The sequence below is a fragment of the Helicobacter magdeburgensis genome (genome assembly GCF_000765825.2).
Taxonomy (GTDB): Bacteria; Campylobacterota; Campylobacteria; order Campylobacterales; family Helicobacteraceae; genus Helicobacter_C; species Helicobacter_C magdeburgensis.
Window position 1 is genome coordinate 39555 of record NZ_JRPE02000009.1, and the last position, 26469, is coordinate 66023.

At 40.0% G+C, this 26469-nt stretch carries 29 protein-coding genes and 1 tRNA gene; 5 read left to right on the forward strand and 25 right to left on the reverse strand.

From position 1 onward, the window contains the following. Positions 1–191 precede the first annotated feature (191 nt). The 6 genes from LS74_RS06965 to LS74_RS06990 form a co-directional block, all read right to left on the reverse strand. Positions 192–413, reverse strand: a complete 222-nt coding sequence (locus LS74_RS06965; RefSeq protein ID WP_002955800.1) for a YdcH family protein — start codon at positions 411–413, stop codon at positions 192–194. Positions 414–525: 112 nt separating this feature from the next. After that, on the reverse strand, positions 526–1737 hold the full coding sequence (gene argJ / locus LS74_RS06970) for a bifunctional glutamate N-acetyltransferase/amino-acid acetyltransferase ArgJ (protein ID WP_034586936.1): 1212 nt from the start codon (positions 1735–1737) through the stop codon (positions 526–528). Continuing rightward, positions 1730–2857, reverse strand: a complete 1128-nt coding sequence (locus tag LS74_RS06975) for a potassium channel family protein (protein ID WP_034586938.1) — start codon at positions 2855–2857, stop codon at positions 1730–1732. Before LS74_RS06975 ends, argJ begins: the two co-directional genes overlap by 8 nt. Before the next feature lie 20 nt (positions 2858–2877). Further along, complete coding sequence (rpmB, locus tag LS74_RS06980) at positions 2878–3066, reverse strand: 50S ribosomal protein L28 (protein WP_002955803.1); 189 nt, start codon at positions 3064–3066, stop codon at positions 2878–2880. Positions 3067–3131: 65 nt separating this feature from the next. Then, positions 3132–4118: an HlyD family secretion protein gene (locus LS74_RS06985; protein WP_034586941.1), complete on the reverse strand. Its 987-nt coding sequence runs from the start codon at positions 4116–4118 to the stop codon at positions 3132–3134. A gap of 9 nt (positions 4119–4127) precedes the next feature. Continuing rightward, positions 4128–5504: a TolC family protein gene (locus LS74_RS06990; RefSeq protein ID WP_034586943.1), complete on the reverse strand. Its 1377-nt coding sequence runs from the start codon at positions 5502–5504 to the stop codon at positions 4128–4130. A gap of 109 nt (positions 5505–5613) precedes the next feature. On the opposite strand from LS74_RS06990, the gene LS74_RS06995 reads away from it, so the two are divergent. Further along, complete coding sequence (locus LS74_RS06995; protein ID WP_138128950.1) at positions 5614–6474, forward strand: TIGR02757 family protein; 861 nt, start codon at positions 5614–5616, stop codon at positions 6472–6474. A 1-nt stretch (position 6475) separates the two neighbouring features. Here LS74_RS06995 and LS74_RS07000 read toward each other — a convergent pair whose 3' ends face one another. From LS74_RS07000 to fabD, 5 genes are read right to left on the reverse strand one after another with little or no spacing between them, the layout of a single operon-like run. Next, a complete protein-coding gene (locus LS74_RS07000) occupies positions 6476–6901 on the reverse strand; it encodes a type II secretion system protein (protein ID WP_034587727.1) in 426 nt (141 codons plus the stop codon). Beyond that, the gene (locus LS74_RS07005; protein WP_268903683.1) at positions 6888–7373 is read right to left on the reverse strand and encodes a prepilin-type N-terminal cleavage/methylation domain-containing protein; all 486 of its coding nucleotides are present in this window, start codon (positions 7371–7373) and stop codon (positions 6888–6890) included. The genes LS74_RS07000 and LS74_RS07005 overlap by 14 nt, the downstream gene beginning before the upstream one ends. Next, positions 7370–7903, reverse strand: a complete 534-nt coding sequence (locus LS74_RS07010) for a SixA phosphatase family protein (protein ID WP_034587725.1) — start codon at positions 7901–7903, stop codon at positions 7370–7372. The genes LS74_RS07005 and LS74_RS07010 overlap by 4 nt, the downstream gene beginning before the upstream one ends. Beyond that, positions 7904–8599, reverse strand: coding sequence for a 5'-methylthioadenosine/adenosylhomocysteine nucleosidase (locus tag LS74_RS07015; RefSeq protein WP_034587723.1), 696 nt, complete (start codon positions 8597–8599; stop codon positions 7904–7906). It lies immediately after the preceding gene. Positions 8600–8612: 13 nt separating this feature from the next. Continuing rightward, positions 8613–9542 (reverse strand): ACP S-malonyltransferase, encoded by a 930-nt coding sequence (gene fabD / locus LS74_RS07020; protein ID WP_034587721.1) that lies wholly within the window; start codon positions 9540–9542, stop codon positions 8613–8615. Positions 9543–9735: 193 nt separating this feature from the next. On the opposite strand from fabD, the gene LS74_RS07025 reads away from it, so the two are divergent. Beyond that, positions 9736–9826, forward strand: a tRNA-Ser gene (locus LS74_RS07025). 49 nt (positions 9827–9875) lie between these two features. Here the strand turns inward: LS74_RS07025 and LS74_RS07030 are convergent. From LS74_RS07030 to LS74_RS07065, 8 genes are all read right to left on the reverse strand, one after another. Next, entirely contained in the window at positions 9876–10241 is a 366-nt protein-coding gene (locus LS74_RS07030) for a hypothetical protein (RefSeq protein ID WP_034587718.1), read from the reverse strand. Continuing rightward, the gene (gene rsmH / locus LS74_RS07035) at positions 10238–11173 is read right to left on the reverse strand and encodes a 16S rRNA (cytosine(1402)-N(4))-methyltransferase RsmH (protein WP_034587716.1); all 936 of its coding nucleotides are present in this window, start codon (positions 11171–11173) and stop codon (positions 10238–10240) included. Before rsmH ends, LS74_RS07030 begins: the two co-directional genes overlap by 4 nt. Positions 11174–11187: 14 nt before the next feature. Continuing rightward, positions 11188–11769, reverse strand: a complete 582-nt coding sequence (locus tag LS74_RS07040; protein WP_034587714.1) for a PIN domain-containing protein — start codon at positions 11767–11769, stop codon at positions 11188–11190. Next, entirely contained in the window at positions 11762–12310 is a 549-nt protein-coding gene (locus LS74_RS07045) for a hypothetical protein (protein ID WP_034587712.1), read from the reverse strand. Before LS74_RS07045 ends, LS74_RS07040 begins: the two co-directional genes overlap by 8 nt. Before the next feature lie 3 nt (positions 12311–12313). Next, positions 12314–13339: a hypothetical protein gene (locus LS74_RS07050; protein WP_034587711.1), complete on the reverse strand. Its 1026-nt coding sequence runs from the start codon at positions 13337–13339 to the stop codon at positions 12314–12316. 99 nt (positions 13340–13438) lie between these two features. Beyond that, positions 13439–14089 carry a lysophospholipid acyltransferase family protein gene (locus LS74_RS07055; protein WP_034587710.1) on the reverse strand — a complete coding sequence of 217 codons (651 nt, stop codon included), beginning with the start codon at positions 14087–14089 and terminating at the stop codon, positions 13439–13441. Continuing rightward, on the reverse strand, positions 14076–15449 hold the full coding sequence (miaB, locus tag LS74_RS07060) for a tRNA (N6-isopentenyl adenosine(37)-C2)-methylthiotransferase MiaB (RefSeq protein ID WP_034587707.1): 1374 nt from the start codon (positions 15447–15449) through the stop codon (positions 14076–14078). The genes LS74_RS07055 and miaB overlap by 14 nt, the downstream gene beginning before the upstream one ends. 27 nt (positions 15450–15476) lie before the next feature. Continuing rightward, complete coding sequence (locus LS74_RS07065) at positions 15477–15728, reverse strand: HP0268 family nuclease (protein ID WP_002955821.1); 252 nt, start codon at positions 15726–15728, stop codon at positions 15477–15479. An 18-nt stretch (positions 15729–15746) separates the two neighbouring features. Here LS74_RS07065 and LS74_RS11625 point away from each other — a divergent pair, with 18 nt between their 5' ends. After that, a complete protein-coding gene (locus LS74_RS11625) occupies positions 15747–15881 on the forward strand; it encodes a hypothetical protein (RefSeq protein ID WP_268903684.1) in 135 nt (44 codons plus the stop codon). Positions 15882–15885: 4 nt separating this feature from the next. Here the strand turns inward: LS74_RS11625 and LS74_RS07070 are convergent, their stop codons facing one another. The 6 genes from LS74_RS07070 to LS74_RS07095 form a co-directional block, all read right to left on the reverse strand. Further along, positions 15886–18372, reverse strand: coding sequence for a molybdopterin guanine dinucleotide-containing S/N-oxide reductase (locus LS74_RS07070; protein ID WP_138128953.1), 2487 nt, complete (start codon positions 18370–18372; stop codon positions 15886–15888). An 11-nt stretch (positions 18373–18383) separates the two neighbouring features. Next, positions 18384–18977, reverse strand: a complete 594-nt coding sequence (locus LS74_RS07075; protein WP_034586053.1) for a heme-binding protein — start codon at positions 18975–18977, stop codon at positions 18384–18386. 156 nt (positions 18978–19133) lie between these two features. After that, positions 19134–19970: a MotE family protein gene (locus tag LS74_RS07080; protein WP_034586050.1), complete on the reverse strand. Its 837-nt coding sequence runs from the start codon at positions 19968–19970 to the stop codon at positions 19134–19136. Then, positions 19967–20410, reverse strand: coding sequence for a flagellar export protein FliJ (locus tag LS74_RS07085; RefSeq protein ID WP_034586047.1), 444 nt, complete (start codon positions 20408–20410; stop codon positions 19967–19969). The genes LS74_RS07080 and LS74_RS07085 overlap by 4 nt, the downstream gene beginning before the upstream one ends. 5 nt (positions 20411–20415) lie before the next feature. Beyond that, positions 20416–21660 carry an adenylosuccinate synthase gene (locus LS74_RS07090; RefSeq protein ID WP_034586045.1) on the reverse strand — a complete coding sequence of 415 codons (1245 nt, stop codon included), beginning with the start codon at positions 21658–21660 and terminating at the stop codon, positions 20416–20418. 34 nt (positions 21661–21694) lie between these two features. Beyond that, complete coding sequence (locus LS74_RS07095; RefSeq protein ID WP_034586043.1) at positions 21695–22552, reverse strand: ATP phosphoribosyltransferase regulatory subunit; 858 nt, start codon at positions 22550–22552, stop codon at positions 21695–21697. Positions 22553–22704: 152 nt separating this feature from the next. On the opposite strand from LS74_RS07095, the gene mnmA reads away from it, so the two are divergent. Both mnmA and LS74_RS07105 read left to right on the forward strand, forming a co-directional pair. Continuing rightward, positions 22705–23745: a tRNA 2-thiouridine(34) synthase MnmA gene (mnmA, locus tag LS74_RS07100; protein ID WP_034586040.1), complete on the forward strand. Its 1041-nt coding sequence runs from the start codon at positions 22705–22707 to the stop codon at positions 23743–23745. Between the two features lie 338 nt (positions 23746–24083). Next, positions 24084–26267 carry a TonB-dependent receptor domain-containing protein gene (locus LS74_RS07105; RefSeq protein WP_138128955.1) on the forward strand — a complete coding sequence of 728 codons (2184 nt, stop codon included), beginning with the start codon at positions 24084–24086 and terminating at the stop codon, positions 26265–26267. The last annotated feature ends 202 nt before the right edge of the window (positions 26268–26469 follow it).

Consider the following 26469-nt stretch of genomic DNA (forward strand, 5'->3'; position numbering starts at 1 on the left):
AACAATAGAAGCAGATGGTGGTAATTTCTGGACTCTTGGGTTCGTATCATCATTTTAAACCGTTTCTACCAACCCAAAGACTTGTGGTAGTCTTACTACAAGTCCAAGGTGTTGTACTTACATTTGTTGAATATCTAATCGATATTCAAGTTAAAGCGAAGGATATCGTGCAATGTTCTTTAAAAAGCATTTTAGTGAGATTTGCGATATTCCAAAATCATCGCATACGCCTCATCTTTAAGACGCAATTTTTGTTTTTTTAGCACCTCAAGCTCCATATCACTCATAAGCTCCTCGCCATTTTCAATCTTTTGAATCCTATCATCAAGCTCATTATGCTCATCAAAAATCTTTGCAAAATGTGCGTTGTTGGTCTTAAGTGCGGTTACCTCATCTCTGTATTCGTGAAACATACTTAACTCCTTGTGTGAAATAAAACCTTATTGTAAGATATTTTCGGTAATAACACCACGCTTTTACAAGAAATTTTAGGCGACTTTTGCAACCCCAAATCTCAATAAATCACTAGCTTCTATAATCAGCATTAATCTCCACATATCTATATCCCAAGTCGCAACCATACGCTACAAAGCTTCCTTCCCCCATACCCAAATCGCAAGTGATTTTAAAACTTTCTTGTTTCATCACTTCTGCCGCTTTTGCTTCCATTATCTCATCAAAGCAAATCTCACCCTTATCAAACACCACCACATCATCAAAAGCAATTTTCAATCGCTCCTGTGCTGAATCTACCCCACTAGCCCCAATAGTAGAGGCTATCCTACCCCAATTTGGATCGCCCCCAAAAATAGCCGTTTTGACTAAAAGTGAGTTTGATAACGCCTTTGCAGCTTTCATCGCTTGAGCTTCATTCATCGCATTACGCACGTCAAATGCCACCACACGCGTCGCCCCCTCGCCATCACGCACAATATCAAGGGCAAGTTTATGCATTACTATTTGCAACGCTTCCTTAAACGCATCTTTGTCATACACGCCACTATATCCATTTGCAAACAAAAATACAGAATCATTTGTGCTTGTATCGCCATCTACGCTAATGGCATTAAAACTATTCTTCAAACACTCTTGCAATGCTTCTTTAGCGTGAGATTCTACAATCTTAGCATCAGTTGTGATAAAGCAGAGCATTGTCGCAAGGGAGGGTTGTATCATACCCGCCCCCTTTGCCATAGCCCCGATGTGAAACTCCCCTTCTTCTAGCTTAACTTTTAAGGCTATTTCTTTACTAAAAGCATCAGTTGTGCGTATGGCATTAGCCGCCCTTGTGTGTGCGTCCTTATCATTTTCAAAAGGTTTAAAAAGCTTAAAACTTGCCTTAATTTTCTCCTTTGGCAGATACTGCCCTATCACGCCTGTGCTCGACATAATGGGATTTTCAACAAAAGGAAACTCTTGCTTTAAAGATTCTAGAATCTCAACCACATCTTGCACACCCCTTTGTCCTGTCATCGCATTAGCATTTTTGGTATTAATTAGCACAAAATTGCTCTTTTTGCCCTGCACATATTGCTTAAAATGCGTAATGGGCGCAGCAGGAAAGCGATTATTAGTAAAGCTCACAATGGGTTGCAATGGCTCTTTGCTATATAAAAAAGCAATATCTAATAAATCCACTCCACTAGAATCCTTGCCCTTTAGCCCCGCACTCACGCCATCAGCATAGAATCCTTGTGGTGCATTCACACCACCATCAATAGGAAAAATCTCAAACATAATCCACCTCCCTTGGCTTTTGCTTTCTCATAATAAGTCGCTTTGTGGCACGGATATTTTCACTTGAGCCAATCACAAGCAGTTTGCACTCGCTTGAGACAATCGTATTGCCATTTGGCATACTGATATATGTGCCATCTTTTTGCGTAAGTCCCACAACCGATACATTTGTAACATCTCTAAAATGCGCTTCTTTAAGCTTTTTTAGCACAAGCCAAGAGTAACGCGGAACAATAATCTCTTCTAAATCAAGGGGCGTATCACGGCGATATAAAAACTGCTCTAAAAGATTCTCCATATCCGGTCGCACCGCCATAGCCGAGATTCTCTGTGCCATAAGCTTAGAAGCTGAAATCACAGAATCACAGCCTAGTTTCTTAAGTTTCTTACTCTCTTCTTGAGAATTAGCACTCGCGATAATATAATAGGGCTTTCTGCCTAGCTCCTCTTCAAAAAGTCTCGCACTCACCACCATTGTGATATTATCTGCTGCGTTTTTAGAAAAGCTCACAATCCCCTTAGCACTTGAAAGGTGGGATTTAAGCATAGCAATATGCGTATGTGGGTCATCAATGATATAGTAGGGGTATTTATGCTTTTGTGCTTGGGCTTCAAAATCTTTAGAATTATCCACCACAACAAATGGAATATGGGCTTCCAAAAACTGCTGGGCGAGTTCTATGGTAAATTCATTGTGATAGCAAATCACATAGTGATTTTGCAAACGAGCGATTTTATACACCATTTTTTGCTCCTTAATTAAGCGGATAAGTGTGCCATTATTCACAACACTCATAATAAATGCCACGCTAAAGGTTACTACTCCCGCTCCACACACCATTAAAATAGCGGTAAAAAGAATGGTAATCGTGCCAAACTCTCTCTCCCCAAGTGAGCCAAAGCCGGTATTTGTAAAAGTATAAGAAGTTTGAAAAAATGCCTGCATTAAATCATAATCTTCTAAAATCAAATACCCCAAAGTGCCAAAAAGGAGAAAAAATTGAACGAGAATAAGCGGAAGTCTAAAAGGTTTGAGCTGCTCATACAGCTCACCTGCTAAAGAAATGTCTGGTTTTGGGTTATTGCCCCAATGAAGAAATTTTTTAAGCTTTGCAAACAAGATGATTGAAGCTTAGAATCTTAAGAGTGTTTTTTGAGTGTCCGCAAAGTAGAAGCGGCAACCTTAACTCTAATGCTGCTGCCATCTTCAAGCTTCAAGCGAATGCTACGAAGATTAGGAAGAGAGCGTTTTTTTGTTTTGTTATTTGCGTGGCTTACATTGTTGCCAACCATTGGACCTTTGCCTGTGAAGAAACATTTTCTTGCCATAATAAAACCTTTTTGATGAAATAAGCTTGGGATTGTAGTCAAAATTACCCCAAAACTACCTTAAATTATTCAATAAGCACACTCATACCCACGCGTAAGCCTTCAATAGGGCTAACAGGATAGGCTTCAACTTCAAAGGTGCGTATGTCGTAACCCTTCGTTGCACTTGTCGCCCTCCAAGTCGCAAAATCGCCCATCACAGAGACAAACTCCACCTTAAACTCCGCCTCTTTTTCAAGAGCGGGAATGTAAGCTTTAAAAGTTGAGCCTTTTGGAAAATCTTTGAGCCGATACTCTGGCAAATGAAACACAATCCACGCATCATTCATATCAATCATAAGCACAACGGGAAATCCGCTCGGTGCTAACTCTCCCTGATGGAGCAAGACATTGCTTACCTCGCCATCAGCTGGAGCGATGGCTTGAGTGTCCTTAGCATAGCTCTCCACCTCGCTTACTTGCCCTGCTGCGGCATCTTCTTTAGCTTGAGCGGCGATTTTTGTCTCGTGCGTTGCACCATCAAGGGCGATTTTATATTGCTGAAAAGCTACATTTTCATTATGCTTGGCAGTTGTGTAGTTTGCATAGGCTTCATCGCGTCTTTGCTCACTGACAACACCATCTTTATACAAAGATTCTAAACGCTCATAGGTGCTTTTGGCAAGATTTGCCATCGTTTTTGCCCCTTGCCACACATCTTTAGCTGATTGAATCGTCTCCACTCTCGCACCCTGCTTTGTTTCTGTGCTTAAGGCTTTAGCAGCTTGGTAACCAGCTTTTGCTTGTTCAAGCTTGGCTTCAAGCTCTGGAGAGTTGATCCCATATACCAAATCGCCCTTTTTTAACATATCGCCTTTTTTGACAAAGATATTTTCAACCCGCCCTGCCACTTTTGAGCTTATGGCATATTCACGCGCTTGGACTTGTGCGTAAATCTTATTTTCCTTTGGCTGATAGGCACGCACGAAACTCACAATCAGCCATAGCAAAAAAGCAAAAATAATAACAGCAAGGACTATAAACTTTAGATTCAATTTAACATTCAACTTCATAACGCTCCTTTAGTTAAAAAATCCATAGAATCTATCCACCTCATCACTTAAGCTCAAAAGTCTAGCAAGGGCGATAGCATAGTTATACGCCACACTTTGACGCTCAATAATTGCTAAAGCTAAAGCATTTTGAGCATCGCTCACTTCGGCACTTGTGCTCATTCCTTGCAAAAACGCCTTTTGACGCAGTTTTAGATTCTCATTTGCAAGTTCAATAGATGACTGCAAACTGAAATATTGCGATTTGAAAGACAGCACTTCATTATAGGTTTTCTCACATAAAGTTTTTAAATCTTTTGTGGCTTGAGATTTAGCAAGTTCAGCTTCAATGGAAGCGATTTTACTTGCTTGATACTTTTGGATTCTCCCTCCGGGTGTGATAAGCGACCACTTTGCACCAACCCCTGCAAACCAATTTGGCATAGCCTTATCAAGCACCGAGCTATTATCATTCATCATATAGCTACCAAATAGCCCCACTTCAGGCAAAAATGTAGAAAACTCAATGTGAGAGAGCTGCTTAGTAGATTTAATCTTATTATCCATAAGGCTTAGGGCAGGATAAACTTCAAGCGTTTTGTTAATAAAATACTCTAAACTTTCTAGTCTCGCATCTTGCTTAATATCAATCTGTTTTACAAGCTCCAATCTCTCTTTAGATTCACGATTAAGTATAGCATTGAGTGCCATATTTGCGATAATGAGATTATCACTTGCTTTTTTCACATCAATACTTGATTTGTCATAATTCACTTGAGCTTGGAGCGTTTCTAATCGTGCGATTTGCCCTTTATTTTGTAGCTTTTGTGCGTTTTGATAATGTATCAAATGCCCGCTATTAGCAGATTCTAGCGTGTTTAGAATCTGATTGTTTAACACCACGCCATAATACAATTTCACGCAATCTTCAAACAAACTTAACTCTTTGAGTTTAAGGACAAGATAAGAATCTTCAAGGGCGATTTGAGAAAGCTTATTAGCAAAATACCGCTTACCGCCGGTAAAAATGGGATATATGATATTAACAGCCCCAAAGATGACATTTTGATCTTGCAGGGTTACAGGCTGTCCTAAATGCTGTAATAGCGGGGCAAGAGCAGGATTCCCGCCGATATTCCCACTAAGATTGCCAAGCTGGGATTGATTGACTAGGTGCATATTCATCGGCTCTTGCAAACGCACATAATAAGCCCCAAGCGAGATTTGTGGGAGATAGAGCATTTTACTTGCGAGATTGAGTTTTTCTTGCTTCTGCACGGCGTGTTGCGTGGATTTTAACCCGTCATTGCTTTCTAAAACCTGCTTATAAGCTGATTGCAATTCCAAATATTCCGCTTTTCCGCTACTCATTGCGATACAAATAAGCAAGAATATCCATTTTTTCATTTATAAACCCTTTGTGTAAGCCTTTAACACAAATTTTTTGTGCTAGAATCAAGCGAGTATTCTAACGCAAATTAAATAACCACGAGATTCTAAATATAAAGCAGACACGATGACAAACAAGCAAAGACAAAAGATTCAAAAGCTCCTTGATACACAATACAGCTTAAGAAACACAGATGATGAGTTAAAGCAAACTAGCCCCGATCCGCTCCTTGTAGCTAGAATCTACAAAGAAGATTCTCATTTTGCCGAGATAGCCTTGATATGTGCGTTATTATCTTATGGTAACGCAAAGATGATTGTAAAATTACTCCAAAGCCTTGATTTTGGGCTTTTAACGCGTGGGATTGATAGAATACAAAAGGCTAACTTTCCGCATTATAGATTCCAAACAAGCTGGGATATACGGGGGCTTTTTATGCTCGTTAAGATTTTACTTGAATCTGGTGGGCTACTACAATGCTTTATGCAAGGCTATGAATCCTGCCCACACACAAAGAGTAAAAGTCAATGGAGTAAAAGCAATAATCCTAATCACGCTAAGATTCTAAGTGGAATCTATTATTGCATAGATACGCTTCACACTCTAGCTAACAGGCATAAAATCCCCATCACCCAAGGGCTAAGATTCTTGCTTGGCAGTTCCCATAGCACTTATTTAGCACAATATCACAGCATTCCTCATAATGCCTCGTGTCTCAAGCGGTGGAATATGCTCTTGCGTTGGCTCATACGCAAAGATAGGCTAGATGTCGGTGTGTGGGCTTGGCATCTGCATTCTTCAAATCTTATTTTACCCCTTGATACGCATACTTTTAGAATCTGCGGGAAGTTAGGCATTCTAAAACGCAAAAGCTATGATTTATCCGCCGCACTTGAAGCGACTGATACTTTGGCACTTTTTAATCCTAAAGACCCAATAGCTTACGATTTTGCACTCTATCGCTTGGGGCAGAATGGAATCTTATAGGCTATTTATCTAAGATTCTATCGCTAAACTCCTTGCAAAGTGGTTGGGAGAGATTGCACGAAATAATGGGATTAAGGCTTAAATCACTTGGCTGGATAGAAAAATATAGAATCTGTGAGTTTATAGTAGCTTTCAATGCGTTAGATTCTAAGCTAAAGCGGCAGGTTGGCGTAGAATCTAATGTAGCTGTTTGTAAAATCTGCCTTGCAATCTCGGGCTGAAAGGAATTTGCTTGTATAAAGGCTTGAGTGTAATATTTACTCAAAGCATTTTGCGTAAAAGCAAGTTTAGCTTTAAGCCTTAGCACACATTGCTTGTGCTGGATATGCCCCATATATTTTATACCCACACTTGCGAGTATGCCTACAATAATAATCACGCAAAGCACTTCAAAGGCACTAAAAGCACTCCGCTTAGAATATCGCATTTGATGTGCTAAGGGGGATTTCTTTGCGTGTAGGGTGGCGTTTTAGGAGTTTTTCACAAAGTGGAGAATCTGGCTTTGGTTGAATGGATAGAATGAGCTTACCATTTTCCTGCATAAGGCTTACGCAATCATTTTCCATATCAACACTGCCATTTTTGGCAAGTTTTATGCCATTATTTTGGGCTATCCAACGCGATGTGCTAAGCCCGGCTAATTCTAGAATCCTAGCCCCATCAATGCTATTTGGGGCGATATTTTGGCTAAAAACCTCTCTTTGCAGGGCATTAAGTGTGCTGATGATGTCATTTTCAACGGCAATAAGCTGGGCGTCCGATCTTGTAAGAGATAGGCGGGGCAGGGCAATGGCGGCTAAGATTCCAAGAATGATGATGACAAAGACAAGCTCCATCATACTGAAGGCTTTTCGCATTGCAAAAATTCTATGTGAATGGCGAGTTTGCGGTGTTTTCATTTTGTCTTAAAATCTTCAAGCACAAAAGGTGGGATAACAAAATCAATCACTCCACTTCCTTCAAAATCTTTTGCAAGACTTTTTGCACCCTGCTCTAAAACAAGGCGGATAAGCACACCCTTTGGCACAAGGGCATTAAAAGGTGGGGCGATATAAGTAGCAAAACTCTTTAAATCCGGCTGATGCCCGATGATAAGCACATTTTGAGCCTCCATAAAAGCTTTGTTTTGTGTGAGTTTCATATAGCCTTCAAGCCCACAATCAGGTGCAATATATTCACTTATCATAATGCAATTTTTAGGCAAAAACTTTTTCAAAGGCTTTAAAGTCTGCAATGTCCGCTTAGCAGGGGAGCAAACAACAAGATCAAAGCTTAAATGCTCTAGGGCAAACTTTGCGATATGCTTACTTTGAATCTTGCCAAGCTTGCTAAGTGGGCGAAACAAATCGCTTTTATCTTTTTTGTTTGTTAGGCGATATTCTTCCCTGCTTATCGTATCTGCGTGTCGCAAAAGCGTGATAGTTTTCATCTATGCCCCCAGCAAATTTTCGCACATTTTTAGCACAACCTCCGCACTTCGTTTAGCCGAACTCTCTAAAAACTCATCAAAGCTCACATCGGCACTGCCATCGGCACTATCGCTAATGGATCGTAAGATACAAAATGGCACTTGTAATAAATCACACACCACCGCCACAGAAGCCCCCTCCATTTCCACCGCATCGGCTTTAAAGTTTGAGATAATCCACTGCTTTTTCTCACTATCAGCAATAAACGCATCGCCAGATGCAATAATGCCCTGCTGCAAGTCAATGCCTTGTGCTTTGGCTACTTGTTTTGCCAAAGTATTAAGATTCTTATCTGCCTCTATATAGACTTTACTTTCGGGTATAAAGCCTAGCGGATGTCCAAAGGCGGTAATATCCACATCGTGCTGACATAGCTTCTCTGCAAGGAGCAAATCGCCCACTTTCAAATCCGCATTTAGCCCCCCAGCAACACCGCTAAAGATGATTGTCTCACATTGAAAATATAAAATCATTGTGCTAGCAGTAAGGGCGGCGTGCACCTTGCCGATTTTGCTATACGCGATAAAAATTTTATGCGTTCCTTGTGTGATTTCATAATAAGTATTGCCGCCCACTTGTATTTTTTTGTAATCTCCAAATTTTTCAAGCAATGGCGTGATTTCCTCCACCATCGCTCCTATGATTCCAAGCCTCATTTGCCAATCTCCTTTATGCTTTAATTGAATCTAGACATTCTTTTAATGTTGCAAGATTGCTTATATTCCAAGTTGGGCGTGAGCTTAGACGCTTATTTAGCCCACGCAAGACATTGCCATTACCAAACTCAATAAACACATCAATGTGATCATTAAGCTTTGCAATGCTTTGCTTATAATACACAGGCTGTGTAAGTTGCTTCCCTAAAAGCTCTTTTGCTTGGGCTTTTGTGTTATATGTTTCAAGTGTGGCATTTGAAAGGATAGGTGTGCTTAAATTTTCTTTCAAGCTCTTATCCAAAACCTCCATAAATGGCACAACCGCAGATTCTAATAAAGGACAATGACTTGCCACAGACATCGGCAAAAGCAAAGCCCTTTTTGCCCCAAGAGCTTTGATGTCCGCTTCACTTGCAGCCAAATCATCTTTGCTTCCCGCCAAAACAATCTGCCCTTCGCCATTGTAATTCGCACACCAAATGCTTTTGCCCTTATTTCGCGCTTCAGCACAAAAAGATTCCAATTTAGAATCTTCCACGCCCACAACGACCATCATACCGACATTTTTACCCTCACACGCCTTTGCCATAAGCTCACCTCTTTTTTGTGTGAGCTGAATGCCTTGTGCAAAGCTCATACCCTCACTTAGCACCACTGCACTCACTTCGCCCAAAGAATGCCCCAACGCCACGCTTGGCATAATGGGATACTCACTTTGTAAGATATTATGTGCCACCGCACTTACAAGAAAAATGGCAGGTTGCGTGTATTGTGTGAGATTAAGCTTATCATTTTCTTCAAATAAAAGCGATTTCATATCTAAGTTTAACGCATCAGAGGCTTGTTCAAAAAACTCTTTTGCGATAGCAAAATTATCATAGAGTTCCTTACCCATACCCACGCTTTGTGAGCCTTGACCGGGAAAAATAAAAGCATAATTCATCAAAATCCTTTGTGTAAATTGAGGGCTGATTGTAGCATTACTTTGCTTTATTTGTCTTTTGTGGCTCAAAAAGGAGATGAAAATATCAAAAATTTTACATTTTTTATAAGGATTCTAGAATCTGCAATGAAGTTAGGCTGTGTTAAGGGTAGTTTTATGAAATTTTTCTTAGAATGTCGTTCTTTTTTGACAAGGACAGGTGGGTGAGTTGGCTGAAACCACATCCCTGCTAAGGATGCATAGCCGCAAGGTTATCGAGGGTTCGAATCCCTCCCTGTCCGCCACTTGGCAGAATCTGCATTATCTCTTTTTAGCCTAGATTTTCTTACAGCCTTAAAACTCTTCTAAAATGATAAATTTATACTTCAAGCTCTCCAAATCGTGCTTTAATCGTTTATTCTCATCAAGCAACATATCGTGCTGGGTTTGCAAAAGGGCAATGTCCTTACTCAAATAATAAATGCTATTAGAAAGATAAATCTTTGGCACACATACTACAAGCACCGCACACAAAATAAGCCCTGCTATTTTTAGCTCCCTTTTGCCTAGCCCACTGCCCCGCATCAAATCCGCAGAATCTGTGGATTCAAAAGATTCAAATAGCATATCCTTTTCTTCTTCGCTCACACGCATTTTTACAGAATCTGGCAGGATAATATCATTAAGATTTATGGGCTTGTCTCTATTATAGTCATTCATATCTTTGCTCCTAGTTGAAAAATTCTTAGTTTCGCACTGCGGGAGCGTTTATTTTGAATAATTTCAGTTTCACTTGGCAAAATGGGCTTTTTAGTGAGAATGCTCCCTAAAGCGTTGTTATTCCCACACTCACATTTTAAAGCATTCTCTTCACATTTACAGCTTTTTGCCCATTGCTTAAAAGTTTGCTTGATGATTCTATCTTCAAGCGAGTGAAAAGAGATAATAGCTACCTTGCAATCATACAACACACCATTTATAAAGGCAGATTCTATACTTTGAAGTAAAGTTTGTAGCTGCTCTAACTCACCATTAACCTCAATACGCAACGCTTGAAACGCTAAAGTCGCAGGGTGAATCCCACCAATGCGTGGAAAATGCCTTTCAATCAACTCACTTAATTCCAAAGCACTCTCAAATGGCTTTTTCTCACGGGCAGAAACAATAATCTCTGTGAGTTTCTTGCTTTGCCGTATCTCGCCATAGATTCTAAAAATCTCTTCCAAACGCATTGCGGAATAGGTGTTTATAACCTTAGCTGCATTAAGATTCTGCGTAGAATCCATACGCATATCAAGATTATTTGAAGTAAAGCTAAAACCCCTGTGCTTATCATCAAGTTGCATAGAGCTTACCCCAATATCAGCCAAAATCCCTTTCACCTGTGCTAGTTGCTCATTGCCAAGTAAATCTAGGGCGTTAGCAAAGGCACTATGCCGAATATGTAAGCGTGAAGCATAAGGGGCTAGACGCTGCTTTGCCAAAGACAGAGCATTTTCATCTCTATCAAAAGCATAGATATGTATGTTTGGGTTTTGCTCTAATAAACTAAGTGTATGTCCCCCATAGCCCAAAGTGCAGTCGATAACCGCCCCACTCTCTAGATTCAGTGCTTCTAGCACTTCATTTTTTAAAACGGAAAAATGCTTCATATGGATTCTAGATTCTAAGGCTTAAAGGAATCAAAGCGGAGATTATTATCAAGAATGATTTGATGTTCTTTGTAAGCGGAGTTTTTAAGGCTTATCATCATCACAAAATAGATTTGTTTGCTTTTCTCATCAAATTCCATTTTTAATGGCAACTCAACTTTTGCAAAATAAGGCATCGTATTTGCCCAAACAATAAACTCTTCAATACTTTGAACAGAAGACGCATAGCCCTTCACCTGATAGCGTGTGTCAAAAATATCAAGCTCTTTTGTATTGCTGATAGCCTTAACTTCAAGGGCGTTGAAATGTCCTTGCAAAAGCTCTTGAAGCTTAAGCTCATCACCCTTATTATGAATGGCTGATAGGATATTGTAATTTTGCACCACAAGGGTTTTGAGCTGGGATTCTATAGCTTGATAGTCTTTGTTAATTTGATTAAAAGCAATTTTTGATTTTTTGGCTTCAAGGGCTTGTTTTTTATATTCTTCAATTTGTGGCAAAAGAAACTTAGTAATACCAAACACGCACACAGACACAAAAATCAAAAACCACACAAAGTTTTTTATTGCATAATCTGTGTTAAAGTCATTATTCATTACTCATATCCTTATCTTCTACATTGAGCGGTTTTAGGGCAGGATTAGTCTTACTCACTGATACAAAGTTAAACCACCCGCTTGTGAGAGGATAAAACTCTACCCTTGTTTGTGTGAAAACAGCTCTTAGCGGGGCTTCAAGTAGGAACTTATACACTTCTTTTGATGGCGTTAAACCACGCATTGTTAAAGTATTGTAATTTAGCTCAATGCTTCTTGCTGTGATTTGATCAGGGATAAGCTTTAAAAGGTTTGACACACCATCTTTTAGTGCCTGATTCTGTGCTTGAATCTCCGCCCCAAGCTTAATCTCATAATCTAATCGCTCTATATAATCTTTTACAACAATTGCCTTTAACTTCGCGCTTTGGATATCTTGCTCAATACTTGCTTGCTCATTGATTTTGGCGACACTCTGCCTTTCAAGCACTTTTGCAAAAGCCAAAATACATATAAATGCCAATACACTATAAAAAATCCAAATTTTCGTATAGCGTTTAAGAATACTCTTTGGTTTTGGCTGGATAAAACTATATGCCATTTTCTACCCTTGAGTGCCGCTAAGCTCGGCTTGTGCTAAGGCAATTAAGGCTTCTGGGATATTTAACGCCCTAACTTCAATATCAAGCATCAACGCATTACGCAAGTGATCAACAGCTTGTTCTGTAATGCCATAGGTATCTAAAATCACGATAGATTCTATAAATTGTGTGCTTGCATAAATGGGATTGCTATAAAACTCATTAATGGAGTTTTTTAGAATCTCAGCGGCATTTGAAGCACGAGCCAAGTCTCTTAAGCCCTCCAAGCGAGAGATTTCCATCTCTTGTTGCTCTTGCGTATCCACTTCTTGTGGAGCAAACTCTTTTCTAATAAGCTCCGCGTCTAAGTCCTCTAGCTCACCAATTTCATTAAGCTCATCAAGAGAGCCAAGGATAGAATCTAGACTGCTTATCTCCTGTAAAGAATGCACCTCAACCGCAGAGAGACTTTCATCTTCGCTTTGTTCCAGCTCCCCACCCATCATAAAAAAGCCACCAAAATACACACCCTTTTTATCCGCAACAAAAAGTGTAATACTCGCTCTCTCTTGTAAGACATAAAGTTTGAGTTTTGAACTTAGCCTTGTCTTAATATGCTCATACACAAGCATAAAAGGAGAAAAAAGATAGTCTAGTCCTAACGCACGGATATATTTCACGCGATTTTCATCAACCGCAAGTTGTTGGATATAAAAAAGCCATTGATTTGGCATTTCAACAATCCGTGAAGTTTTTGCATTTACGCCAAATTTGATTAAATCACCCTTTTTTGCACAATTTGCCAAGCCTTGATTATAAGTCTTGCTCATTGCACTAAGATAGGTAAAAGGATACCTACGCTTATAGCTTTTAATCAGCTTTGCCGCCTCCATAGGTAGCTCTTTATCTACGATTTTATAATCCTTACTTATGGTGCTTTTTATGCGTTTATTTTTCATCACAACAATTTTGAGTGAGCAGACTTTTGCGTCTAGATTCACGCCAATAAGCACGGTAGAAAAGAATGGTTTCAGTAGAAAATTTAACAACTTAGCAATCTCCGCAACATTTTAAACTCCACATTTTCAGGCTCATATTTTGAGTTATTGTAGCAAAACTTTAATGAAGTTTCCAAAATCAATAAGCATTTAGAGTTCCTTTTCTAAATGTGAAAGAAGCAAAGCCTTTGCATCATCTAGATTCATATCTCTTGGCACGACAAAACCATCTAACGCATAAAAGTCAATCCTTGAAAATGGCTTTGGAATCTTAAACTTATCCCAAGTCTTTAACTCCCAATACCGACTATACACCACACGCATAGGAATAATGCGTTTTTGCGTCTTTTGGCTCATTGCTATCACGCCATCACCTATGCTGTGATATGGTCCCTTTGGTCCATCAGGGGCAATACCTATATCGTAGCCATTTTTAAGCAATTTAAGAGAATCTATAAGCACTTTTAGCCCACCTCGCGTTGTTGAACCACGCAAAGGTTTGAGCTTAAAATACTCACATAAGCTCACCATTAATTGTGCGTCAAAATGATGGGAAGCAATAATGTAAAAGCCCTTATCACGCCCCTGCTGCATTTGTTTTCTTAGCTTTTTATACAAAAATGGTAGCATACAAAATTCCCCGTGCCAAAATGCACCGATGATATTTTCGCCACTTGTTTGTGGGCTAATAAAAAAGCGATGTCGGCTTAAAATATACAAAACCCACACAAGCACTAGCATCAGCGGTGGAATGATTTTACCTAGAATCTTACGCTTTGTTTCGCGACTAATCACTGCCATTTATACACTTTATATATACATTTGCTTGCAAGGCTTGTTCTAAACTTAGCTCTCTTACAAACTCCCCATACAGCCCACCGCCATCATTATGGGTAACCTTGACTTGAATAATTGAGCCAATGGAGCATTTTCTGCCTAGAATCTTTATAAGTTTATTTTGACTGCTCCGCCCCTCACTCCAAGTTTGCCCCTCATCATCGCGGTGATTTTCAATCAGCACTTCATAGATTGAGCCAATCTCTTTTTGTGCCTTTTTTTGTAGAATCTGCTTATGGAGATTCTGCAATCGGCTCAATCGCTCTTTAGCCATCTCTTGAGGCACAAGCATACTTTTATCGTAATTGTATGCACTTGTATGCGGACGCGGAGAATACACAAAGCTATAAAGTGTATCAAACTCAACAATTGATAACACTTCCATTGTGTCTTCAAAGTCTTGTTCAGATTCAGTGGGGAAACCTACAATAATATCCGTGCCAATGCCGACATTTGGGAGCAGGGATTTAAGCTTTGCGATTCTATCTAAATACCACTGCTTATCATAGCCACGCTTCATCATTTTTAGAATCTGGCTTGAACCACTCTGCAAAGGGATATGTATGCCTTTAGCAATTTTTGGATTCCTAGCAAATTCTTCCAAAAACCCATCGTCCATATGCAGGGGGTGCGGTGAAGTAAAGCGGATTCTATACAGCCCATCAATCTCGCTTAAAGTCGCTAGAAGCTCTGTAAAATTTGTCTTTTTATGCGGGGTAGAAAATCTCACGCCATAGTGATTGACATTCTGCCCTAATAAAAGCAGCTCTTTTACCCCGTTTGCCACAAGCTTTTTAGCTTCATTTACAAGCAAATCTGTTGGGATTGAAATCTCCTTGCCACGCGTGAAAGGCACGATACAATAGCTGCATTTTTTATCACAACCTATTGAGATATTAAGATGAGCTTTAATCCCCATATCTTGCGATGAAGCAAACACATAAGTGCTATCATCATAGTCTATATCCACCTCCACGGCTTTGGGACGCTCAAGCACTTCAGTAATTTTAGAAACATTTCTAGCTCCAAGCACAAAATCAACACTTGGGGCTTTTTTGATGATCTCTTCTCCTAAATGACTAGCCGTGCAACCGCAGATTCCAATCTTTGCTCCGGGCTTTTTCTCCTTAGCAAACTGCCCAATTTCCGAAAATAGCTTTTTTTCAGGCTTTTCACGCACAGAGCAGGTATTAATAAGGATTAAATCCGCATCTTTAGCATTATCAGTAAGTGTATATTGCTTCTTTTCTTGGAGTTCAGCAATCATATGGGCTGAATCTCGCTCATTCATCGCGCAGCCCAAAGTTTGTATAAAAAGCTTCATCATAAAATCTTTTGTAGATTCTAAAAACTATAAAATATGTAGCTCATAAATATAACTGCCCTCATCTAAGGCATAACGCACTTCATTGAGATATGTGCTATGTCCCGCTTTTTGAAAAAACGCACACGCCTTTTGCATATCTTTATGGGAATTTTCCTTATCAAAGTAAAAAATATTTTCCCCCTGCGTGAGTTTTTTAAGTATGTCTTCACAGCTTATTTTCACCGCATTTGTCTTATTTTTGGTATTGAGTGTGTTTTTAGCAAGTTTTAGCTCCATTTTCTCTCCTTTGGTAAATTGCAGATAAACAAATGGTTGCATTATAAGCTAAAATCACTCATTGATTGCTTAATCTATGGTAATTCCACAAAACTCCATATAGAATCTTGGTGGAATCTTAGCTATATTGCTAAGATTCTGGTTTTAGAATGAGAATTTAAGCACCTTTTGGTGGGGTGAAGATGCTTATTGGCTCAAGGCTACCCTCATATTTTTTAATATTCACAAGCCCTGTATGTACGATATTACCATTAGCAAGGGCGGAAGTTGGCATATCTAAAGTCAAAACATTTGGTGAGCCATTTTTACATATACTGCCGATTTTGCCCGGCTCTTGTGGGTCATACCACGCCCCTTCACACAAACGCACGACACCGGGCTTAATTGCGTCAGTTACAAACGCTCCCGCTAAGACTTCGCCCCTTTGATTACTCACACTCACAATATCACCTGTTTTAATGCCCTTAGCCTGTGCGTCTTTTGGATTAATCCAAATAGGCTCTTTATCGCCAATAGCATACTCTTTACGCAATGAAGTATTAGCAAGTTGAGAGTGCAATCTTAATGCTGGGTGAGAGGTAATAAGTGCAAATTCTGCCGGTTTATCTTTCATACCTAGCCATTCTATTGGCTCAAGCCAAGTGGGGTGTGCCGGGCAGTCTTTATATCCATATTTCTCAATCGTTTGAGAATAAATCTCAATCAAGCCTGAATCTGTCCCAAGCGGATTTAAAATTGGATCTTCTCTAAAGTCCGCATATCGCACAAATGCTTCAGATTCAGCTGGAATCTCAAACTGAAGTGGCTCATTTGCCTCCCAAAACTTCGCAAAATCAGGTAGCTCTAGCAATAAGCCTTTTGATTGAGTGAGGGCTTGATTATAAAATTCCTCAAGCCACTGCATTTCGCTTTTATTCTCGCTAAACTTATCATACACGCCAAATGCCTTTGCCAAATCACAAAAGACCTTATAGTCATCTACGGCTTCAAACTGCTTCTCTACAAGCTGTTTCATCGGCACAATATGGAGATTTGAGTAGTCCCCACTCATTGAAATATCATTGCGTTCATAGCTTGTGGTGATTGGCATAACAATATCAGCGTGTCGTGCTGTGGGCGTCCAATAGATTTCATTGACTACAATCGTCCTAGGCTTTTGCCACGCTTTAAGGAAAGTGTTTGTATCTTGATGATGCACGAGCGGATTCCCACCAGCCCAGTAGATAAAATCAATATCTGTAAAAGTGATTGTCTTACCATTATGTTGTATGCTTTTGCCCGGATTCAGTAGGGCATCGGCTATTCTTGCTAATGGGAAGTTGTTTTCACTGCCTTGCATAAGCCACTCTGCACCACCTTGACTGACATTACCAAGATTTATTCCACCTACAACCGGAGCTGTAGCCGTAGGTGAGCCACCATTGCTGTAATGATAAGACAAGCCAAATCCGCCACCGGGTAGCCCAATCTGCCCTATCATACACGCAAGCGTTACTAAAGCCCAGTGTGTTTGTTCGCCGTGGTGAGCGCGTTGCATTCCCCAGCCAGACATTAGCATTGTGCGATTTTTGAAAAAGAGTTTGGCTAAGGATTCTATTTTTTGTGCTGAAATACCGCAAATCTTAGACGCCCACGCAGAATCTTTGACTACGCCATCACTTTTGCCTAAAAGATATTGACTAAACTTATCAAAGCCCTGCGTGTAGTTTTCAATAAACTCTTTATCATACTGATTTGTCTTTAGCATTGTATGCATAATGCCAAGCATTAGTGCCACATCGGTGTTTGGCAAGGGAGCAATCCACTCCGCCCCCAAATAATCGCAAGTTATATTCCTTACAGGATCTATGCTAATGAGCGTTTTGCCTGATTTTTTAAGCTTTTCAAAAAAGTCAAGTCCCGTGCCTTCGTTCAAAGCCCAAGCATTTCGCAAAGTCGCCATAGGGTCAGCACCCCAGATAACAACCACTTGAGAGTTATCTAGCACCATAGAAAAGGAAGTTTGCTGCTCATACACTTCTATACTTCCCACGACATAGGGCATAATCACCTGTGATGCCCCAGTAGAATAATCTCCCGTTACACCCACATAGCCACCTGCCATACCCATAAATCTTTGCAATAAGATTCTAGAATTGTGCAGATTCCCGCTGCTTTTCCAGCCATACGAGCCGGCAAACACACCCTCTTTACCCTTTTGCTTATAGGTTGTCTTAAGCTCTTTGGCAATGAGTGCAATAGCCTCATCATAGCTTACTCTCACCCACTCATCAGCCCCACGCAATTCCGGCTTTGGAGAGGCGGGATTTTCAAGGTAGGATTTCCGCACCATTGGGTATTTGATACGCGTAGGTGTGTAGATTAAATCCGCAATCGTGCTATGCAAAGGGTTTGACACACTATTTTGCAAAGCATTGACACTAGAGATGACTTTGCCATCTTTTATGGTAGCTTTCAAAACACCCCAATGCGCACCCGTAATCACCTCTCCATCTATCACGAGATTTTCACTAAATGCTTTTAGTCCAGATTCTACACTCGCCTTTTTGCTTGAATCATCACAGCCCACAAAAGGCACAAGGGCAAAGACTGCTAGTCCTTTCCCCATTGCTTGAAGTATTTGTCGTCTGCTAATATTACTCATCACACCCCTCCTTACTTATCTTTTGGCATATCTTTGGCATTTTTTTGCAAATATTGAGACACAAGATATTCTTGGTTACTATCATACCCCACGCGGCTTTTCATTGACTTTACAACGCTTGGCCACTGATTAGCATTAAACTCCTTTGGCGGGTGTAATGCGTGGCATACAGAGCAGTTTCCAAAAAGCTCTTGTGCTTCCTTATAGAGTGGCTCTACACTCTCCACCAAATCCGCATTTTCACTCCATAGCTCAACACTCGCCTTCACCCACTCTTGCTTACTTTCACTCTCTTTAAAAGACTCGGTAATCTTAAATTCCACATCTGCATTTTTAGAAAATCCAGCATTTAAGATTCTGCGATTTGAGACATAATATAAAGCCACTTGTTTATCAGCCTGTGCGTAGCCTTCAATCCTTAAAAGCACCTTATCACCCTTTTGCTCTAGCACTTCCACTTGAGCTGTTGGTAGCAACCGCCCCACAACCTTATCACTCCCATCTTTGTAAAGGGATTTTACCTTAGAAGCATACTTCACATCACCCGCATACGAATATGCAAATACCATACTTACAAGTATCATCACTCTTGCAAATACTCTCATTTACCCTCCTTGACTTTTGGTATTATTCACTTAAGGAATGTTTTGATTTTAGTCAAAGTTTATTAAAATCAACTGAAAAAGCGTTATTTTAAGAAGTGTGTTTTAGTGGCTATGTAGCCTTTTGTATCGTGGAATAATCGTTATTTATAAAAAAGCCTATCGTTTATCTTGGGCTTGAGATTCTGTATTTTGTTCTTTATCAGCAGGGTTTTCATTTATGGAAGAATCTTTAGTGGAAGATTCATTAGTAGGATTTTCATTTGTAATAGAATCTTGCGTATCTTGTGTGGGCTCTTGGTCTAATTCTTGGCTTGCTTCATTCTCTTGCAAATCTCCTGTCTGCGTAGAATCTTGCGTGTTAGAATCTTGGCTTGACTTAGAATCACTTTTTTGTTTCAAGCGGTTTGGTTCTACTTGGCGGATTTGCGATGTGATTTTAGCTGCTTTTTGAGTATCCATTTTGCCTAGAATCTTTGTCATATCTTTCACTTCCATTTGTGAGAGAATCTCCACGGCTTCAGATTCTGGCATATCAGCCAGAATAGCTGCTGCCTTAGCTTCTTTCAAGCCTTTATAAGCTTTGACTATTTTATCATCTTTAGCCTGTTTAATTTGGGCCAGAATCTCCTCATTTCGCGTAATTAAATCTTGCAATTCCTGCTCTCTTTGCTCTAGCTCTTGGCTATTTTTCTCTTTCAAACTCGCTAATTCCACCTTTGCCTTCTCTTGCTCTTCAGCAAAAATAACGATTTTTTCATCAATCTCTTTTTGCTTATCTTGGAGCTGTCGCTCTTTCTCATCAAGTAGCACTTGCGTAGCATTTTGCAATACTTGCAGGGCTTGTTGCCGCTCATCTATCTCATCAAGTTGGGCTTTTATCTCGTTTTTACGCGTTTCAAAAATAATACTGCAATCAAGCAACTGCGAGTTTTCAGCAAAGCTCTGCACCCACACACATAAGCACAATACACCATAGAAAAAAGAAGCCCTCATATCACTCTGCCTCCTATTGTCTTATCTCCAGCGTTATTATAAAGCATAAGTGCGATTTCATCACTTTGAATCTTCTCTTGCGTTTTTAGCTTTTGTAGCACAGAATCTTGCTCTTTTTTTTCCAAAAACTTTACCTTTTCATATTCAATATGCGATTTTTTATACTGCTCTTGCAAAAGGGCTTTATTTGCTTGTAAAGATTCTAACTCCGCACAATGCAAGGCGATATGGGCTAAAAGCATATTTTTTGTTTCTTCAAATGCCCTAAAAGCATAAAATGCCCCGCCACTTGGCATTTTAAGCCCTAAAAATTCTTCTTGCAACGCCGCTATTTGACTTTGCTTGCTGGCGATTTTATTTTCATTTTGCATAATGCCACGCTCAATCCTTTGCATATCATTTTTGCGAAGATTCACAATCGCACCGAACTTTGTTTTCATTCTTCTTAAAGCCTAATCGTATCTTCTCGTTCAGCACTTGTAGAAATCATAGAGATTTTCACACCTATGAGCTTTTCAAGCTCTTTGATATAGATTTGTGCATTTTTTGGTAGGGCGTTAAAATCGCGGATTCCACAAGTTTTGTCCCAGCCTTCAAACTCTCTGTAAATAGGCTTCACACATTCATAATCTGTTGGGATATAATCTATCTCCCTGCTCTCATATTCATAGCCCACACAGACTTTGATACGCCTAAATCCATCAAGTACATCAAGCTTCATAATACTCAAACTCTCACAACCATTCAACGCACACGCATACCGCACCGCCACAGCATCAAACCACCCACATCGCCTAGCCCTGCCTGTTGTCGTGCCAAACTCACCTCCAGATTCTCTTAGTCTCTCTCCTGTCTCGCCTAGCTCTTCGGTTGGGAACACGCCATTGCCTACTCTCGTGCAGTATGCCTTAGCAATGCCAATGACCTTTTGTATATCTCGTGGGGCAAGTCCGCTACCACTACAAGCCCCTGCAGCAATGGTGCTAGAGCTTGTTACATACGGATATGTGCCGTGATCAATATCTAGCATACTGCCCTGCGCCCCCTCGCATAGAATCTTCTCGCCCCTTTTTTGAGCCTCCCATAAAAGCTGTGTCGTATCTGTGATAAAAGGCAGAATCTGCTCCCTTAAAGATTCTAAATGCGAAACCACATTTTCCACACTTGGTAGCTCCACACCATAGAGACTTGCTGCGTATTTGGCTTGTTGATAGATAGATTCTATTTTTGTTTTTAAGATTTGAGGGTGCTTTAAATCCATTAGTCGCACACCATTGCGTGAAACCTTATCGCCATAGCAAGGTCCTATACCCTTGCCTGTCGTGCCAATGGCACTTGTATTTTTACTCTTTTCTTTTGCCTTGTCTAAAATCTCGTGGTATGGCAGAATGATATGTGCCTTATCACTCACAAACAATCGCCCCTGCAAATTTTCAAACGCACTCATCTCTTTTAACAATGCCTCAAGGTTAATCACAACGCCATTGCCGATGACATTTTTGCACTGCGGATACAAGATTCCAGAGGGAAGCAAATGCAAAGCAATTTTTTTAGAATCCACCACGATTGTATGCCCTGCGTTATGTCCCCCTTGGTAACGCACCACATAGTCATACCCACTCGCAAGTAAATCAACAATCTTTCCCTTGCCCTCATCGCCCCACTGAATCCCCACAATCAAATCAGCCATATTTAATCTCCTTAAAAATATAGAATCTCAAAATTTACGCCAAAAGGCTTTCAACCACTTCATCAGTGTATATAGCAAACCCACACGAGCTTACACTCTCTACCCCATCTTCAAACACGCTATATTTGCCCCCTTGAAGTAAAGTCGCATTCCCTAAAAACATTCTAAAAAATAAATCGCCATAATACGAGCTAGGCGCATACGCAAGGGGAGAGAAAATGCTATTTTCATACTCGCAATAACTCGCACACTCTAGCAGTCTTTCAAGCTCCCCTTTTAAAAACACAGGTGAATCTGCTATGGCTGCAATCAAATCTTGCTTTGTTTTTACGCGTGTGAGATTAGCGATGTATGAAGGCATTTGCAAAAGTTGCTCCACATTATTTGAAGCAAAGACTTCAAGATTCACGCCACTATGTTTAGCACATAAAAGCGGAATCTTCATATTTGAGATTTGTAAAAATGGCTTTAGTCCAAGCTCGGCTAAGATTCCAATACCTAGGCACATTACCGGCGACAGACTTTCTCCGCCTAAATGCTCTGCCCCAATCTGGTGAATTTCAGTCGTAGGATAGCTAAATACCGGCTGGATATAAAACCACTTCTTATGCTCACTGCTACGCATTATCCGCTTTGTAACAATACGCACAGCATCAAGTGTTGTGTCATACCTTAGCCCAATTTGATGATTGCTTTCACTGCTTAATCGCACAAGCTCACGATTAAAAATATCGCCCTGATGTTCTAAAAAGCTAAAAGTAGGCGTTACAATCTCTTTGTAATCATTCTCATAAAACGCCCTAATGGCACAAGATTCTATATCTCGTTTTAACTTTGCTGCAGTATCAAAATATAACTTGCTCCCTTGTGGTAGCTCGTGCTCTAAAACCACCTTTGCACCCCTATTTTTCACCTAAAATCGCATATAAAAAGGCTAGATTATAGCATAAAATCGTTTTTATGCGATTTACATAACTTTTACTTGCAAATGCTACACTCGCCATTTTTTTAATCCAAAACTATAAGAAACACAAAGGATTTTCAATGAAAAAAGTAGCATTACTTATGAGTGGGGGCGTAGATAGCTCCTATTGTGTTCATTTGCTTTTATCTCAAGGATATGAAGTTATAGGCTTGTATCTCAAGCTCCACGATAAAGAAAAAAAGCACGAGATTTATATCAAAAATTGCGAACAAGTCGCCAGTCAGCTTGGAATCCGCTTCGAAGTAGTAGATTTGCGTGAGGAATTTAAAAAGAATGTTTATGACGCATTTGTGAAGTCTTACAAAGCAGGGCAGACGCCAAATCCTTGTGCAGTGTGTAATCCGCTAATGAAATTTGGCTTAGGGCTACAAAAGGCTGATGAGCTAGGCTGCGAGTTTATCGCTACGGGGCATTACGCACAGATTAAAGAGATAAATGGCATTAAACGCATAGCAAAAGCAGTTGATGACACAAAGGATCAAAGCTATTTTCTCTACGCTCTCCCACAAAGTGCGATAGATAGAATTATCTTTCCACTTGGGGGATTTACCAAAGAAGAAGTAAAAAAGACCGCCCTTAAACTCCTGCCTTTCCTTGGGACATTAGAGACTTATAAAGAATCTCAAGAGATTTGCTTTGTAGAAGATAGCTATATTGATATTTTAAAACTCCACGAAAAGGTGGATATGGAGGGCGTTGTAAGAGATAGCAATGGTAAAGCCGTTGGCACACATAAGGGCTATATGCACTACACTATCGGCAAACGCAAGGGCTTTAGTGTCTTTGGCTCACACGAGCCGCATTATGTCAAAGCGATTAACCCACAAAAGAATGAAATCATTGTTGGCACAAAAGAAGAGCTTGCCATAGATTCTATACAAGCCCTCAATAAAAGTCTCCCACAAGCCTTTGATGGCGGAGTGTATGATATTAAGGTGCGGTATCGCAGTGTGCCTTTAAAAGCAGAAATCAACATACAAGGCGAATATATCCACGCAAAATTACTAGAATCTGCCTATGGTGTAGCTCAAGGACAAGCTTTAGTGCTTTATCAAGATGACTGCGTTTTGGGCGGAGGAGTTATCACTCAAGCGAACTAAGGGATTTGATAATCCGTGTCAAATAAATCTTTAACAATAAAACCCTATGTCTCTCAAGCTTGGATCTAGCTCAAGCCCCAATTTTATCTAGGATCTAAAAATCCTAGCTCTTTTCCACATTTGACATAATGTAAGAGTTTATGAAAACTCTTATTATTTTTATCTTTTTATTTGCCGAGTTGTTTATTAAGATTCTAAAATACCTGAAACAAACCTATCTCCATTCTCATTTTGGTTTATCTTTAAAAATTTGATAATTATTCCTATAATTAAATTATATTTTAAGCTGATTTATATTATTCTCGCACTTTCACACATAATTCACACAAAGGAGTAAAATGAAAACGATAAGCAGAATTTTAACGAGTGGCAAAATCTTAACAACAGGAGGGGCAGTTTGTCTTTTTGGCTCATTTGCCCTAGCTGATACACTAAGCCAAAACTCCACACAAGCAGAATCTCAAGTAGATTCAGCCTCTCGCAATGTCAGGCTTAACAAATCTGTTGTTACCGCCGCATCAGGGAGCGAAAAGCTTGTCAAAGACGCTCCGGCTTCCACTACCGTGATTAGCCAAGAAGAGTTGCAAACTATGCCCTATCGTGATTTAGCCGAAGCAGTAAGAAATGTCCCGGGCGTTGAGATTGATGCAAGTGCGGGGAAGCTTGGAGGATTCTCATTCCTTATACGCGGTATGCCAGCAGACTATACGCTTTTACTTGTAGATGGCAGACGCACCAAGCCCGGAGGACAAATCGCCACAAATAATAATGGTATGGAATCTATGTATAATGCCTTTATGCCCCCTTTAAGTGCGATTGAAAAGATAGAGGTTATACGCGGACCTATGAGCACACTCTATGGCAGTGATGCAATGGGTGGTATGGTGAATATCGTAACGAAAAAAATCCCAGAAAAATGGGGAGCGACATTAAGCCTTGAGGCAAATATTCCTGAATCTAAAGCTTATCGATCCACCTATCAAGCCTCGTTTTACGCCGCAGGGGCATTAAGCAAAAGTGTAGGTATGAATTTTAGATTACGAGATCTCTATCGCACTGAAGCGGGAAATACCTTTAAAACAAATGATGGCAATACAACTACAAGCTTCTTTGGCGCTCAAAGCAATGCTTATAATATCGGCACAAGGCTAAACTATACGCCAGATTCTAAGAATACCTTTATCTTTGATGTGGATTATACAAAAATCACTTTTGACAATCGCAAGGCACAAATTGGACGCCATACCGCACCAAATGAAAAAAGTGATGGGCTGACAGGTGGATATACTGATTATATGAATGTTTCTAAGCTTGTGGGGTTACTTGGACACGATGGGGATTATAGCTTTGGGAAATGGAAAACTTCACTACAATATATGGATACGCGGAATCTTGGACGCAAGGTTGTGGGCAAATACACCGCCGATCCTGATGTGGGCAAAAGTCGCGATATTATAGGACAGGATATTTATCTAGATTCACGCTTGTTGCTCCCATTAGGAGATTATAACAATCTCAATGTTGGGGCAGAGTATCGCAGTGAGCAAATGCACGATAGAGCGGCAAATCCAAATAGATTTGGCTTCCACACTATAAGTGCGTTTGTAGAAGATGAGTGGAATATTTTTGAGCCTTTTACAATTACACTTGGATTGCGAGATACTTATAATACAAAGTTTGGCAATCACATCTCGCCTAGAATCTATGGTGTGCTTGATATAACAGATAGCCTAACGCTCAAAGGTGGTGTATCCACAGGGTATAAAACCCCTTATACCAACCAGCTTGTAAGCGGTGTGTATGGCTATGGGAGTCAAGGGGCTTTGGGCTTTTTAGGGAATCCGGACTTAAAGCCAGAGACTTCAATCAACTACGAGCTAGGCTTAGTATTTGATAATGACTATGTGGATTTTAGTGTTACAGGCTTTAGGAATAATTTTTCAAACAAAATCACTTCGCAAAGTATAACTTCAGGGGCGGTATTTGACACTCATTGTAGTGGTGTATATGACAGAGGTTGCAATCAACTCTATAACGCCGATACTGCCTACACACAAGGGGTTGAAAGCACCTTTGGGATTAAGCCCATTTATGGTGTAGGCTTTGATATAAGCTATGTTTGGACAGACACAGAAGTAACTTCAGGCAAGACAAAAGGGCAGAAACTCTCCTTTATCCCCGAGCATTCACTCAATGCAAAGCTTAGCTATGTGTATAAAGACTTCAGTGCTTATTTACGCACAGAATACAAAGCAAAAACGCCAAATAATAGTTTTTACAGCAACACAAACAAAGTTGCTTACAAAGAATACTACAAAGACTATGTCGTGCTTACCCTTGGCGCACAATATAGGATTAATGACTTTGTTCGCCTAAATGCTGGAATCTACAATCTCTTAAATCATACTTTTATTGACTTTGATAATGTCGCTATAAATGGCAATGCTGCTACATACGCCAACAACTACCGCTTTATCCTTGATGGCAGACGATATTGGCTTAATGTAACACTTGATTTTTAAATTAAGAGCATTGAAAAAATAGAATCTAGGTAAATCCGCAATGTGTGAGCCAAAAATTTAGGGGTTTCATTATTCTAAGTTTTGGCTATAAGATTCTAATGTTTTTAAAGGATTTGTAAAAAATATCTCACTTATCTTAAAACAATGTAAAAAATTATAGCTTTTAGATTCTTTTCAGTCTCTAAGGCATAGAATCATAGCC

Coding starts and splice junctions, on each gene's coding strand:
- argJ (WP_034586936.1), bottom strand. CDS start 1,737: ATGTTTGAGATTTTTCCTATTGATGGTGGTGTGAATGCACCACAAGGA.
- LS74_RS07075 (WP_034586053.1), bottom strand. CDS start 18,977: ATGAGAGTATTTGCAAGAGTGATGATACTTGTAAGTATGGTATTTGCA.
- LS74_RS07090 (WP_034586045.1), bottom strand. CDS start 21,660: ATGGCTGATTTGATTGTGGGGATTCAGTGGGGCGATGAGGGCAAGGGA.
- LS74_RS07040 (WP_034587714.1), bottom strand. CDS start 11,769: ATGAATAATGACTTTAACACAGATTATGCAATAAAAAACTTTGTGTGG.
- miaB (WP_034587707.1), bottom strand. CDS start 15,449: ATGAAGCTTTTTATACAAACTTTGGGCTGCGCGATGAATGAGCGAGAT.
- rpmB (WP_002955803.1), bottom strand. CDS start 3,066: ATGGCAAGAAAATGTTTCTTCACAGGCAAAGGTCCAATGGTTGGCAAC.
- LS74_RS07005 (WP_268903683.1), bottom strand. CDS start 7,373: ATGAAAACACCGCAAACTCGCCATTCACATAGAATTTTTGCAATGCGA.
- LS74_RS07070 (WP_138128953.1), bottom strand. CDS start 18,372: ATGAGTAATATTAGCAGACGACAAATACTTCAAGCAATGGGGAAAGGA.
- LS74_RS07000 (WP_034587727.1), bottom strand. CDS start 6,901: ATGCGATATTCTAAGCGGAGTGCTTTTAGTGCCTTTGAAGTGCTTTGC.
- LS74_RS07080 (WP_034586050.1), bottom strand. CDS start 19,970: ATGAGGGCTTCTTTTTTCTATGGTGTATTGTGCTTATGTGTGTGGGTG.
- LS74_RS07030 (WP_034587718.1), bottom strand. CDS start 10,241: ATGAATGACTATAATAGAGACAAGCCCATAAATCTTAATGATATTATC.
- mnmA (WP_034586040.1), top strand. CDS start 22,705: ATGAAAAAAGTAGCATTACTTATGAGTGGGGGCGTAGATAGCTCCTAT.
- LS74_RS06965 (WP_002955800.1), bottom strand. CDS start 413: ATGTTTCACGAATACAGAGATGAGGTAACCGCACTTAAGACCAACAAC.
- LS74_RS07045 (WP_034587712.1), bottom strand. CDS start 12,310: ATGGCATATAGTTTTATCCAGCCAAAACCAAAGAGTATTCTTAAACGC.
- rsmH (WP_034587716.1), bottom strand. CDS start 11,173: ATGAAGCATTTTTCCGTTTTAAAAAATGAAGTGCTAGAAGCACTGAAT.
- LS74_RS06985 (WP_034586941.1), bottom strand. CDS start 4,118: ATGAAGTTGAATGTTAAATTGAATCTAAAGTTTATAGTCCTTGCTGTT.
- LS74_RS06990 (WP_034586943.1), bottom strand. CDS start 5,504: ATGAAAAAATGGATATTCTTGCTTATTTGTATCGCAATGAGTAGCGGA.
- LS74_RS07010 (WP_034587725.1), bottom strand. CDS start 7,903: ATGAAAACTATCACGCTTTTGCGACACGCAGATACGATAAGCAGGGAA.
- LS74_RS07085 (WP_034586047.1), bottom strand. CDS start 20,410: ATGAAAACAAAGTTCGGTGCGATTGTGAATCTTCGCAAAAATGATATG.
- LS74_RS07015 (WP_034587723.1), bottom strand. CDS start 8,599: ATGAGGCTTGGAATCATAGGAGCGATGGTGGAGGAAATCACGCCATTG.
- fabD (WP_034587721.1), bottom strand. CDS start 9,542: ATGAATTATGCTTTTATTTTTCCCGGTCAAGGCTCACAAAGCGTGGGT.
- LS74_RS07105 (WP_138128955.1), top strand. CDS start 24,084: ATGAAAACGATAAGCAGAATTTTAACGAGTGGCAAAATCTTAACAACA.
- LS74_RS07055 (WP_034587710.1), bottom strand. CDS start 14,089: ATGGCAGTGATTAGTCGCGAAACAAAGCGTAAGATTCTAGGTAAAATC.
- LS74_RS06995 (WP_138128950.1), top strand. CDS start 5,614: ATGACAAACAAGCAAAGACAAAAGATTCAAAAGCTCCTTGATACACAA.
- LS74_RS07065 (WP_002955821.1), bottom strand. CDS start 15,728: ATGGAGCTAAAACTTGCTAAAAACACACTCAATACCAAAAATAAGACA.